Raw genomic sequence first — 12441 nt, forward strand, 5'->3', positions numbered from 1 at the left:
GGGTCTGTCCATGACCCTGAAGTGGTGGGCAGTCGTGGTCGCCACGGTGTCGTTGACACTGTGGGCGACCGGCAACGTGGTGACCCTCGCGGTCAACGGTGGGCAGCTACCGCTGCTCGTCAACCTTCTCGCGCTCACCAGCGCCGGCACGGCGGTCATCCTGGCCGTCGTCGCTGAGCTGCACGAGCGGCTCAACGACCGGATCAGCGCACTCACCGAGTTCCTGGTGGCACGCCTCACCGAGATAGAGACCCACACCGGGGATCGCAACAGCGGCTTCGTGGAGGGCTACCTGCTGAGCCACGGCCAGGAGGCGGCGGTGGTGCCGTTCGGCCGCCGTGGACGAGGAGCCGCCGAACGCTGACGAGCGCCGCCGAGTGGGTCCGCTCGGCCAGGAATGAGCCCCCAACGCCGGGGTACGCTGACGCGCGTGCCGCCGTTGAATCTGGGCAACCACCAGCCGAGGACCCCGTTGAACGCCGACCAGGCATGGCAGACAACTGCCGGCCGGGCCGCCGGGACCGTGCTGTTCTTCGACTTCGACGGCACACTCGCGCCCGTCGACGACGACCCGACAGCGGTCCGACCCGCGCCCAACGCGCTCGCCGCGATCGAGGCGCTGGCCCCGGTGGTGCAGCGGATCGCGATCGTCTCCGCGCGACCCGTCGAGTTCCTCCGCGACCGCCTCGGCGACCTGAGCGGCGTGGACCTCTACGGCCTCTACGGCCTGGAGCACAGCCACTCCGGTGGCGAGACCGTCACGGAGCCCACCGCCCTGCCGTGGGTGCCCACCATGTCCGAGCTGTCCGACCTGGCCCGGGAGGAGCTGCCACCCGGCACCCTCGTCGAGTTCAAGCGGCTCTCGGTCGCGCTGCACTGGCGTACGGCCCCACAGCTCGGCGCGACGGTGCAGCAGTGGGGTCAGGCGCAGGCCGATCGGCTGGGGCTGCGGGTCCAGGCCGGTCGGATGGTGCTGGAACTCAAGCCACCCGTCGACCGGGACAAGGGCATGGTGATCGGCGAGGTGGTCCAGGACGCCACCGGCGCGTGGTACTTCGGCGACGACGTCTCCGACATCAAGGCGTTCGCGGCGTTGCGCGCCCACGCCGAGGCGGACCCGGACTTCTTCGGCGTCTGCGTGGCCGTCGCCAACCCGGAGACGGGCCAGGAGGTGGCCGACGCCGCCGACCTGACCATCGAGTCCCCGGACGCGCTGGGCGACTTCCTGACCCGGGCCCTGAGCCAGCTGCCCTAGGGTTTGTTTCAGGAGGGCGGCTGGCCAGTTCTTATGGAACAGGCCTTAGGCGCCGTAGCGGCGCTGGCGGGTGGCGTACGACCGCAGTGCGCGCAGGAAGTCGATGTGCCGGAAATCCGGCCAGTTCAGCTCGCAGAAGTAGAACTCCGAGTGCGCGGACTGCCACAGCATGAACCCGGACAGCCGCTGCTCCCCGCTCGTGCGGATGACCAGGTCGGGGTCGGGCTGGCCACGGGTGTACAGGTGCTCGGCGATGTGCTCGACGTCCAGCACCTCGGCCAGCTCCTCGATGGTGCCACCGGAGGCGGCGTGCTCGAGCAGCAGCGAACGGACGGCGTCGGTGATCTCCCGCCGGCCGCCGTACCCGACGGCGATGTTGACCTCCGCGCCGCCGCTGCGGTCCCGGGTCCGCTCCTCGGCGCCCTTGAGCGCCGCAGCGGTCTGGGCGGGCAGCAGGTCCAGGGCGCCGACGATGCGCAGCCGCCAGGGATTGCCCTCCTCCGACAGCTCCACCACCAGGTCCTCGATGATCTGCAGCAGCGGGTCCAGTTCGCTGGCCGGGCGGCGCAGGTTGTCGGTGGCGAGCAGATAGAGGGTGACGTGCCCGATACCGGCCTGGTCACACCACCCGAGAACGTGCTTGATCTTCGCCGCGCCGACCCGGTGCCCGTCGTTCGGGTCGACGTAGCCCATCTCCCGGGCCCACCGGCGGTTGCCGTCGCACATCACTCCGACGTGTCGGGGCACCGGCTTGCCCGCGAGCTTCGCCGTGAGCCGGCGCTCGTACACGGAGTAGATAAGGTTCCGCAGCGTCATCACCTAGCAGCGTAGCGACCCTCGGGCCGGATCACCCCTTCGGAGGGCGATCCCCGGCGGACAGTTCGATGCCGATCATGCCCAGCGTACGGGCGGTGAGCCGCCCGTCGCCGAGCCCCAACTCGACCACATCGTCGAAGACCCGGTCATCCCGACGGGCGGCCCGCACCGCCGCGTCGACCACCCGCCGCCGCCGCGCCAACCAGGCGGCCACCGAGCTGTGGCGAAGGTGGGTGCCGAGGCGACGACGCAGACCCGCGGTGTAGCGGCGGGCCGCCGCCTCGGGCTCGCGGGCCGCCGCGGCCCCGGCCAGCGCACCGGAGAGCAGCGCGTAGAAGATGCCCTCCCCGGTGAACGGATTGATCAGCGACAGGGCGTCCCCGGCGAGCAGGGTGCGGTCCCGACCCGGCGCCGGCCGGTGCGTGGACAGCGGCAGGTGGTGGGCGCGCAACGCGGTCACCGTCGACAGGTCGGTGCCGGGCAGCAGCGCGGCCAGCCGATCCAGCAGGTACGTCCGGCTCAGCGGCTCACCGCGCAACACCTCCCCGTACCCGACGTTCGCCCGACCGTCGCCGATGGGAAACGACCAGGCGTACGCCGGCCAGCGCGCCTTGGAGGTGACGATGAGCTGCTCGGGTGGGCCGGGCAGGGCGGGGGCGTACCCACGGATGGCCAGCGCGAGGTGCCGGTCGGGGTTGACCGGATGGCCGAGGGCCCGGCGCACCACCGACCCGGCCCCGTCCGCGCCCACCACCACCCGGCCGGACAGTTCCCCGTCGAGCACTACCCGGTCACCACGCGGCTGGACCCGACGGACGCTGTGCCGGCGCAGGTGCGCGCCCGCGGCCACCGCGGCGGCCACCAGCCGCGCGTCGAACACCTCCCGAGGCACGGTGTACGCCGGTCGGGGCAGCGCCCGAGCCACCGCCTGGCCGCCCGGCGCGACCATCCGCAGCGCGGGCAGCGGGGCGTACCCGGCCACCGCCTCGGTCACGCCCAGCTCGCTGAGGACGTCCACCGAGTGCGCCGCGATCCCGTCGCCGCACGCCTTGTCCCGAGGGAAGTCGGCACGGTCCAGCAGCAACACGCTGGCACCCGCCCGGCAGGCCGTCAACGCGGCGGCCGCTCCGGCCGGACCCGCACCCACCACCACCACGTCGAACTCGTCGCTCACCGCGCGCCTCCCTCCGGCCGACGCGACTGCTCCCGCACCGCCCCGTCGATCCACCTGCCCGCCCGCGCCGATCGTTGTGACCGACGCCACCCGCCATCCTGCCCCCTGCCCGCCCGCGCAGACCGCACCTCGCGGCGCTGACGGCTCCCGGTCCTCGTCCGAGCGCACCGGCCGGCACGTCTGTTCACGCACCTGTAGACCTGCCCCGTATCTGGGGCACCGATCCCTGGGTCGCGCCCGCACGGGCACGGGCACGGGCACGGGCACGGGCACGGGCACGGGCACGGGCACGGGCACGGGCACGGGCACGGGCACGGGCGGTCCATATCTGGGGCAGCTCTACAGGGTCGGACCACACGGTGCTGGGTCCGGGCCTCGAGACCGCCGACCCGTCGGGTATGGGTTCGTGCCGCTGTCAGGTCGGCACGGAGTCGGGGGCGCGGGATGCTCGGCGCAGGCCGTAAAGGGCCAGGGCGGCAGCCGCCAACAGCGGGGCGCCGTCGCGGATCAGGCCGTCCAGGCCCAGCAACCACCAGCACAGCGGCAGGTCGACGGCGAGGACGCCCAGCGTGACGACGACCAGCAGGCCACGTGCCCAGTCCTTGCCGCGCATCAGGAAGGCGGTGCAGAACAGCACGGCGTAGCTGGCCGCGATGCCGGCGCCGAACCAGAACAGCACGGCCGGTACGGCGGAGAGCCGATCGTCCAGGATGGCGCCTCCGGCCACCAGCGCCGGCACCAGCATCAGCGGGCTGTAGGTGAACGCCGCCACCCGGCTGGTCAACAACCACGCGTTCGCCTGTGGCCGACGCGGCGGGGTCTCCCGCCACGAGATGCCAGCGGAGTCGATGACCAGTCGGGACCGATGCCGCACGAGATGCCCGGCGAGCGCCGACGAGCGGTAGAGCAGCCAGACCACCGCCACGCAGAGCGCGGTGAGCACGGCGAAGCCGAGCAGGCCTGGCAGCGGCGGCACTCCCTGCCGAGGGACGATGAGCCGGCCGACGGCGAAGATCGTGGTGACCGCGAGGATCAACCCGAACGGGCGGGCCACTGTCCGGCCCCGGTGCACGTGCCCGATCAGCAGCAGAAAGCCGAACGAGCGCAGCATGGCCCAGCCGGTGCGTACCGCCAGGCCGAAGCCCTGCTCCGGGGCGTACCACCAGTTGAGCAGCTCGACCACGACGGTCGCCGCCGCCGTCGTCGCCAGCAGGAAGGTGAGCGCCCGGACGGCGGACGGCCGCCGGACCTCGGTCCCGGCGGCCGTCCTCATGGAATCCGTTGTTGCCCGCGACGAGCGATGTTCACACCTGGCGCTGGGGCTGCGCCGCGTCCAGTCGGGCACGCAGCGCGTCCAGCTCGGCCCAGAGCACGCCGGGCAGCTTGTCACCGAACTTCTCGAACCACTCGGTGATCATCGGCAGCTCGTTGCGCCACTCGTCCGGGTCGACCTTCAGCGCGATCCGGACGTCCTCCGGGGTCATGTCCAGCCCCTCGACGTCGAGCGCGTCCTGTGCCGGCACCATGCCCACCGGGGTCTCGACCGCGTCCGCGGTGCCCTCGATCCGCTCGACGACCCACTTGAGCACCCGGGAGTTCTCCCCGAAGCCCGGCCACAGGAACGAGCCGTCCGGGTCCTTGCGGAACCAGTTGACGTAGTAGATCTTCGGCAGCTTGGCCTCGTCGCCGTCGGTGCCCTTGCCCATCTCGATCCAGTGCCGGAAGTAGTCGCCCGCGTGGTAGCCGATGAACGGCAGCATGGCCATCGGGTCGCGGCGGACCACGCCGACCGCGCCGGACGCGGCGGCCGTCGTCTCCGACGAGAGCGTCGCGCCCATGTAGACCCCGTGCACCCAGTCGCGGGCCTCGGTCACCAGCGGGATGGTGTCCTTGCGCCGGCCGCCGAAGAGGATCGCGTCGATCGGCACGCCGTTCGGGTCGAAGTACTCGTCGGCGAGGATCGGGCACTGCGTGATCGGGGTGCAGAACCGGCTGTTCGCGTGGGAGGAGAGGCTGTCGCTCTCCGGCGTCCAGTCGTTGCCCTTCCAGTCGATCAGGTGCGCCGGGGGCTCGCCCATGCCCTCCCACCAGACGTCGCCGTCGTCGGTGAGGCCCACGTTGGTGAAGACCGAGTTGCCCCGGTCCAGCGTGCGCATGGCGTTGGCGTTGGTCTTCCAGTCGGTGCCGGGCGCCACGCCGAAGAGGCCGTACTCCGGGTTGACCGCGTAGAGCCGGCCGTCCGGGCCGAAGCGCATCCAGGCGATGTCGTCGCCGATGGTCTCGACCTTCCAGCCCGGGATGGTCGGCTCGACCATGGCCAGGTTGGTCTTGCCGCAGGCGGACGGGAAGGCGCCGGCGATGTGGTGGACCTTGCCCTCCGGCGAAGTGATCTTGAGGATGAGCATGTGCTCGGCGAGCCAACCCTCGTCCCGACCCATGACGCTGGCGATACGCAACGAGTAGCACTTCTTGCCGAGCAGCGAGTTGCCGCCGTAACCGGAGCCGTACGACCAGATCTCGCGGGTCTCCGGGAAGTGCGAGATGTACTTGGTCTCGTTGCAGGGCCACGGCACGTCCTGCTGGCCCGGGGCGAGCGGGGCGCCGATCGAGTGCAGCGCGTGCACGAAGTTCGCGTCGTCGCCCATCGCCTCGAGGATCGCCGCGCCCATCCGGGTCATGATCCGCATCGAGGCCACCACGTAGGGGCTGTCGGTGATCTCGACACCGAACATGGGGCTCTCGGCCTCGACCGGCCCCATCACGAACGGGATGACATACATGGTGCGTCCGCGCATCGAGCCGCGGTACAGCTCGGTCATCGTCCGCTTCATCTCGGCCGGTGCCATCCAGTTGTTGGTGGGGCCGGCGTCCGCCTCGTCGACGGAGCAGATGAAGGTGCGTTCCTCGACCCGGGCGACGTCGGACGGGTCGGTGCGCGCGTAGAACGAGTTCGGCTTCTTCTCCGGGTTCAGGCGGATGAGAGTGCCGGCCTCGACCAGCTCGTCGGTGAGGCGACGCCACTCCTCGTCGGACCCGTCCACCCACACGACCCGGTCGGGGGTGGTCAGTTCCGCGACCTCACGGACCCAGGCAAGCAGTTTCGGATGGGACGTCGGGGCCTGATCGATACCCCGCACGACAGCCGGAGCAACCATGACACATCTCCTTGTGGTCGACGCTGACCGTTCTATGGGATGCACGAGTCTCAGCGACGCGATGCGCCGCCTTCGTGGAAACCTGGGATTGGGCTCAGCGTAAACCGGGCAGCCTTCCGAGTCAGTGGGACTGGTTGTGAAGAACTGCACAAGGTACGGCTACGCTGCGGCATCACGATCTGATACCCGCTTTCCTGCGCAGTTTCACGCAAATCTTGTTGTGCACCCCGGCCGACGCGCGTTGCGGTTGGGCCGTCAACCCACCCTGCCGACCGGTTGGCGGATTCCCGTTCCGAGGCGCGTCAGTCATGCCAACTGGTTACGCTGCGTTCAACTGCCCCACACCGCGTGAAAGGGGCCGGCGTGGGCGACGATGTCCGGTCGCCGTTGCTCCCCCGCCGACACCTCGACAGCCGGTAGGCTCGCCCCGTGGCCGCCACGATGACCGGGGAGCAACCGGGTCCCCGGCAGACCCGACCGGGTCTGGTCCGCGGACTGCTCGACCGTTTCGGTCACCTCGTACGCGAGTTGAGCAAGTTCGCCACCGTGGGCGGGATCGCCTTCCTCATCGACTTCGCGCTCTTCAACTACCTGGCGACCGCGCGCGGCATCGAGCAGGTGACGGCCAAGACGATCTCGACCGTGATCGCCGCGACCTTCGCCTTCCTGGGCAACCGTTTCTGGACCTGGCGGCACCGCCAGCGCAGCAACCCGGCCCGGGAGTACGCGCTGTTCTTCTTCTTCAACGCTGTCGGCCTGGGGATCGCGGTGGCCTGCCTCGCGATCAGCCGGTACGGGCTCGGCAGCATCTGGCCGGCCGTCTTCCAGACGCAGTTGGCCGACAACATCGCCAGCTTCGTGGTGGGCACCGGCCTCGGGACACTGTTCCGATTCTGGTCCTACCGGCGGTTCGTCTTCGTCGAAGCGGGAACTCCGCTCGTTCCGCGGGTGGAGCACAAGCGGGACCACGGGGCGTGACCTGCCGCCCACCTCGTCCGGCCGGTGATCGCCGGCTTCACCGACTGACCTAAGGTGTTTCGCATGCGTCTTGTCCGTCTGCTGCCTGAGCGCTGGCAGAAGTTCATCCACGAGGCGCTCAAGTTCGGCATCGTCGGCGGCGTGAACACCGTCATCAATTACGCGGTGTTCAATGTCCTTGCACTTACCGTTTTCGTCAACGGTCAGTTGAAGGCGAACGTGATCGCGACCCTCGTCGCCACCATCACGTCGTATCTGATGAATCGTCACTGGACGTACCGGGATCGCCCGAAATCGGCGATGCGTCGGGAATACGTCCTGTTCTTCGTGTTCAACGGTATCGGGCTGCTCATCGAGCTGGGGGCCGTCGCGGCGGCGAAGTACGGGCTGGGCGTACACGGTCTGCTGGCCCTGAACGTGGCCAAGACCGCCGGTGTCCTGCTCGGCACGCTGTTCCGGTTCTGGTCGTACCGCACCTTCGTCTTCCAGCCCGTCACTCCGGCCGAGGACGCCGCGAAGACCGAGCCCACCTGGCACGACATCCCGCGCGACGAGTGGGACACCATGGCCGGGATGGACCCGGTCGCCGACCTTGCCGAATCGGTCTCCGAGCTGAAAGAGGCGCAGTCCGCCGAGCGTCCCGACCCGACACCCGGCCCGACACCCGGCCCGACCGGCGCCGCTCCGGCCCAGGGGCGGCCGTTGACCGCCGGCCTTCCGGCCGACCTGGACGCGGAACTCGCCGCGGAGCTGCACGCCGGCACTCGTCGCGCACCCCGCCGGTGACGCCACCCGCCCTCCGCTCCGGCACCGGGGCGCCCGCCGAGCTGTTCTTCGAGGACCTCGTCCCGGGGCTCCCCGTCGACCTCGGGACGGTGACCGTGGACGGCGACGAGATGCGGGCGTTCGCCCGGCGCTTCGACCCGCAGTGGTACCACGTCGACCCGGAGCTGGCCGAGGCCAGCCGGCACGGTGGCGTCATCGCCAGCGGCTTCTACACGGTCAGCCTGTTCATGCGGGCGTACGTCGACCACCTGCTGTCCCGCGCGGCGGCCGACGCGTCCCCCGGCCTGGAGGAGTTGCGGTGGCTCGCCCCGGTACGCGCCGGGGACCGTCTCGCCGTCCGGGTCGACGTGATCGGCGCCCGCCCGTCGGCCGCCCGCCCAGGGCTCGGCACCGTCATCCTCACCGGCACCATGCTCCGCCTCGGCCCGGACAACCGGCCCGAGCAGGAGGTGCTGCGCACGCGCTTCCGCGGCTGGTTCGCGCTGCGCCCGGTCGAGATGGACACCGAGCCGGAACCGTCTTCGGCAGGGCCGACGGTTGCCACGCCGCCAGCGGCCGAGCAGGCCGGAGCGGAGCCTCCCGCAACCGACCCGGCAGAGGCGGGAGCGGCGCAGGCCGGGCTGCCCCACGCCGGCCCAGCGCAGGCCGGGCTGCCCCACGCCGGCCCAGTGCAGGCGCGACCAGCCGAGCAGACGGCCGAGGCCGAACAGCACGCCTGAGCGCCCCGGCCGTACGCGCGGGCCGGGGCGATCAGCGCCGATCGGATCAGCTCGTGGTGTCGCGCAGCGGCTTGCCCTCGCGCATGTCGGCGAGGATGTCGCGCATCTCCCCGTCGCCCAGCGAGTGCTTGTCGTGCTGCGCCTCGACCAGTTCGTAGAGGGTGGTCTGCACCCGGCTGACCCCCGGTACGTCCTTGAGCACCGACTGGCCGCGCTCGCCGGCGGACTCGATGGTGAGGGTGCCGCAGCCGAGCATCCGCTCGAAGAAGTGCTGGTTCATCGAGTGGTCGTTGATCCGGGTGAGCGGGAGGTCCCGCCGGTCCCGGGAGAAGACACCCTGCTGCAGCAGCACGCGCTCGTTGGTGAACAGGTAATGGGTGGTACGCCAGACCAGGAACGGCCACAGACCGAGCCAGAGCACCGCGACCAGGCCGATCGCGCCGATCACGGCCAGCGCGATCGAACCGCCGGAACTCTCGGGTAGCAGGAGCACGCCGACCACCACCGCGGCGATGGCGACGACCAGCACCAGGATCGGCCGGACCAGCGCCTTCCAGTGCGGGTGCAGGTGTAGCACGACGTGCTCGTCCTTCGTGAGCACGTCTTCGGGGAACGCCACGACAACCTCCAACGCCTTTTCTTTGACGCGCCGACGGTAAACCCCGAAAGCCCTCCCACAACATCCGCCACGCGGCCCCACCCCAGCTTCCGCGATCTTGCAACTTCGGTCGCCGATACGCGGCCATGAGCCCGATACGCCACGACAGAAAGAGCAAGATCGCCGCGAAGAGGGGCTAGCGCAGGTGGAGGACGTCTCCGGCGGCTATGGCTCGGGTTTCGGTGGGGATGGTGACCAGGAGTTGGCCGTCGTTGTCTATGCCGGTGGCGGTGCCGGTCCGGATCTCGCCGTTGGGCAGCAGGACGCGTACCTCACGGCCGATCGTCGCGCAGGAGGCCAGGTAGGCGGCACGCAGGCCACTCGCCTCGGCGTCCCCGCCGGCGGTGCGCCAACGGTCGTACCAGTCGGCGAGCGCCCGCAGCAGCGCCCGCAGCAGGGGGTCACGGTCGGTGGCCGCCGCCCCGGCCAGTTGCAGCGACGTGGCCGGCAGCCCGGTCGGGTTCACCGGCAGCTCGTCGGCGCGCAGGGTCACGTTGAGGCCGATGCCGAGGACGATGGCGGGCGGTTGTGCCGGAGAGCGCCCCGGCACCGCCTCGGCCAGCACGCCGGCACACTTCGCGTCGCCGATGAGCAGGTCGTTGGGCCACTTCAGGGCGGCGTCCAGCTCGGCCAGCCGGGCCACCGCCTCGACCAGCGCCACGCCGGCGAGAAGGGGCAGCCAGCCGTACCCCGTGGGTGGAACGGGCGCCCAGTCGCGGTCCGGCGCGGCCTCGCCGGGCCGCAGTAGGACGCTGGTGGCGATGCCCGCGCGCGGCGGCGACTGCCAGACCCGGCCGCGCCGACCGCGCCCGGCGGTCTGCCGCTCCGCGACCACGACCAGGCCCTCCGGCTCGCCCGCGACGGCGGCCTCGGACACGTCCGCGTTGGTGGAGCCGGTCTCGGCGTGCAGCTCCAGGCGGGTCCACGGTCCGTTCGGCGCGACCAGCGCGCGCCGCAGCCGGGCCGCCGACAGCGGCGGTCGGTCCAGATCGGTGTACGGGGAACCCGGCATTCCGTCAGCCTACGGCGGCGGCCGACGCGGGCGTTGAGGCGTACTGCACAGCCGCTCCGACCTGAACCATCGTTATATTCCCTGGGTGACTACCGAGACCGGGACCAACATCCACAGCACTGCCGGCAAGCTGGCGGACCTGGAGCGCCGGGTCGACGAGGCGGTGCACGCCGGGTCGGCGCGTGCGGTCGAGAAGCAGCACGCGCGGGGCAAGAAGACCGCCCGCGAGCGGATCGAGATGCTGCTCGACGAGGGCTCCTTCGTCGAGCTGGACGAGCTGGCCCGGCACCGGTCCACAGCCTTCGGCCTGGAGCGCAACCGTCCGTACGGCGACGGCGTGGTGACCGGCTACGGCACGGTCGACGGCCGGCAGGTGTGCGTCTTCGCCCAGGACTTCACGGTCTTCGGCGGCTCGCTCGGCGAGGTCTTCGGCGAGAAGATCGTCAAGGTGATGGACCTCGCCATGAAGATCGGTTGCCCGGTCGTGGGCATCAACGACTCCGGCGGCGCCCGCATCCAGGAGGGCGTGTTGTCGCTCGGCCTGTACGGGGAGATCTTCTTCCGCAACGTCCGGGCGTCCGGGGTCATCCCGCAGATCTCGCTGGTGATGGGGCCCTGCGCCGGCGGCGCGGTCTACTCCCCGGCGGTCACCGACTTCACCGTCATGGTCGACCAGACCTCGCACATGTTCATCACCGGCCCCGACGTGATCAAGACGGTCACCGGCGAGGACGTCGGGATGGAGGAGCTGGGCGGGGCCCGTACGCACAACACGCGCAGCGGCAACGCCCACTACCTCGCCAGCGACGAGGACGACGCGGTCGACTACGTCAAGGCACTGCTGTCGTACCTGCCGTCGAACAACCTCGACGAGCCGGTCGTCTTCGCGGCCCCGGCGGATCTGGAGATCAGCGACGAGGACCGTGAGCTGGACACGCTCATCCCGGACTCGGCCAACCAGCCGTACGACATCCACACGGTCATCGAGCACGTCCTCGACGATGGGGAGTTCCTGGAGGTCCAGCCGCTCTACGCGCAGAACATCGTGGTCGGCTACGGCCGGGTCGAGGGTCGGCCGGTCGGCGTGGTCGCCAACCAGCCGATGCACTTCGCCGGCACCCTGGACATCGCCGCCTCGGAGAAGGCCGCCCGGTTCGTGCGCACCTGCGACGCGTTCAACATCCCGGTGCTGACCTTCGTGGACGTACCCGGCTTCCTGCCCGGCACCGGCCAGGAGTGGGACGGCATCATCCGCCGGGGCGCCAAGCTCATCTACGCGTACGCCGAGGCGACCGTCCCGAAGGTCACCGTGATCACCCGGAAGGCGTACGGCGGGGCGTACGACGTGATGGGCTCCAAGCACCTCGGCGCGGACCTGAACTTCGCCTGGCCGACCGCGCAGATCGCCGTGATGGGCGCGCAGGGCGCGGTGAACATCCTCTACCGCTCGGAGCTGGCCGGCGCCGAGGACCCGGCGGCGGTCCGGGCCGAGAAGATCGCCGAGTACGAGGACACGTTGGCCAACCCGTACGTGGCGGCCGAGCGTGGGTACGTCGACTCGGTGATCGCGCCGCACGAGACGCGCACCCAGATCGTCCGCGCGCTGCGCGTCCTGCGCACGAAGCGGGAGACCCTGCCGCCCAAGAAGCACGGCAACATCCCGCTGTAGAGCGCGGTCCGCGCGCCGGCCTGACCGCGCGCCGGCCCGATCGCGCTTCGGCCTGACCGCGCTTTGGCCTGACCGCGCTTCGGCCTGACCGCGCTTCGGCCTGACCGCGCTTCGGCCTGACCGCGCTTCGGCCTGACCGCGCTTTGGCCTGATCGCGCGCCGGCCTGATCGCGCTTGATCCGCGCAACTTCGGGGAAATTGCTGCTCCCGGGTGTGCCG

The 12441-nt window shown here is 70.8% G+C and carries 12 protein-coding genes; 6 read left to right on the forward strand and 6 right to left on the reverse strand.

Going from position 1 to position 12441, the window contains the following annotated elements:
• Positions 1 to 10 precede the first annotated feature (10 nt).
• Complete coding sequence (locus ACLQ24_RS01180; protein ID WP_425888530.1) at positions 11 to 364, forward strand: hypothetical protein; 354 nt, start codon at positions 11 to 13, stop codon at positions 362 to 364.
• Between the two features lie 66 nt (positions 365 to 430).
• Positions 431 to 1255, forward strand: coding sequence for a trehalose-phosphatase (otsB, locus tag ACLQ24_RS01185; protein WP_425888531.1), 825 nt, complete (start codon positions 431 to 433; stop codon positions 1253 to 1255).
• 45 nt (positions 1256 to 1300) lie between these two features.
• Here the strand turns inward: otsB and ACLQ24_RS01190 are convergent, their stop codons facing one another.
• From ACLQ24_RS01190 to ACLQ24_RS01205, 4 genes are all read right to left on the reverse strand, one after another.
• Entirely contained in the window at positions 1301 to 2071 is a 771-nt protein-coding gene (locus ACLQ24_RS01190; protein WP_425888532.1) for an isoprenyl transferase, read from the reverse strand.
• Positions 2072 to 2102: 31 nt separating this feature from the next.
• Complete coding sequence (locus ACLQ24_RS01195) at positions 2103 to 3299, reverse strand: NAD(P)/FAD-dependent oxidoreductase (RefSeq protein WP_425888653.1); 1197 nt, start codon at positions 3297 to 3299, stop codon at positions 2103 to 2105.
• Positions 3300 to 3660: 361 nt separating this feature from the next.
• Positions 3661 to 4518 (reverse strand): hypothetical protein, encoded by an 858-nt coding sequence (locus ACLQ24_RS01200; RefSeq protein ID WP_425888533.1) that lies wholly within the window; start codon positions 4516 to 4518, stop codon positions 3661 to 3663.
• Positions 4519 to 4549: 31 nt separating this feature from the next.
• Positions 4550 to 6400 carry a phosphoenolpyruvate carboxykinase (GTP) gene (locus ACLQ24_RS01205; RefSeq protein ID WP_425888534.1) on the reverse strand — a complete coding sequence of 617 codons (1851 nt, stop codon included), beginning with the start codon at positions 6398 to 6400 and terminating at the stop codon, positions 4550 to 4552.
• Between the two features lie 441 nt (positions 6401 to 6841).
• Here ACLQ24_RS01205 and ACLQ24_RS01210 point away from each other — a divergent pair, with 441 nt between their 5' ends.
• The 3 genes from ACLQ24_RS01210 to ACLQ24_RS01220 all read left to right on the forward strand — a co-directional run bounded on the left by ACLQ24_RS01210 (position 6842) and on the right by ACLQ24_RS01220 (position 8883).
• The gene (locus tag ACLQ24_RS01210) at positions 6842 to 7378 is read left to right on the forward strand and encodes a GtrA family protein (protein WP_425888654.1); all 537 of its coding nucleotides are present in this window, start codon (positions 6842 to 6844) and stop codon (positions 7376 to 7378) included.
• Positions 7379 to 7441: 63 nt separating this feature from the next.
• Entirely contained in the window at positions 7442 to 8164 is a 723-nt protein-coding gene (locus ACLQ24_RS01215; protein ID WP_425888535.1) for a GtrA family protein, read from the forward strand.
• Complete coding sequence (locus ACLQ24_RS01220; protein ID WP_425888536.1) at positions 8161 to 8883, forward strand: MaoC/PaaZ C-terminal domain-containing protein; 723 nt, start codon at positions 8161 to 8163, stop codon at positions 8881 to 8883. The genes ACLQ24_RS01215 and ACLQ24_RS01220 overlap by 4 nt, the downstream gene beginning before the upstream one ends.
• A 46-nt stretch (positions 8884 to 8929) precedes the next feature.
• On the opposite strand, the gene ACLQ24_RS01225 is transcribed toward ACLQ24_RS01220, so the two are convergent.
• Positions 8930 to 9502, reverse strand: coding sequence for a PH domain-containing protein (locus tag ACLQ24_RS01225; RefSeq protein ID WP_425888537.1), 573 nt, complete (start codon positions 9500 to 9502; stop codon positions 8930 to 8932).
• 175 nt (positions 9503 to 9677) lie between these two features.
• Positions 9678 to 10553, reverse strand: coding sequence for a biotin--[acetyl-CoA-carboxylase] ligase (locus ACLQ24_RS01230; protein WP_425888538.1), 876 nt, complete (start codon positions 10551 to 10553; stop codon positions 9678 to 9680).
• Between the two features lie 85 nt (positions 10554 to 10638).
• Between ACLQ24_RS01230 and ACLQ24_RS01235 the strand changes: the two genes are divergently transcribed.
• The gene (locus ACLQ24_RS01235; RefSeq protein WP_425888539.1) at positions 10639 to 12222 is read left to right on the forward strand and encodes an acyl-CoA carboxylase subunit beta; all 1584 of its coding nucleotides are present in this window, start codon (positions 10639 to 10641) and stop codon (positions 12220 to 12222) included.
• Positions 12223 to 12441: the final 219 nt, after the last annotated feature.

Origin of the sequence: Micromonospora sp. DT4, assembly GCF_049841675.1 — a bacterium.
Taxonomy (GTDB): domain Bacteria; phylum Actinomycetota; class Actinomycetes; order Mycobacteriales; family Micromonosporaceae; genus Micromonospora.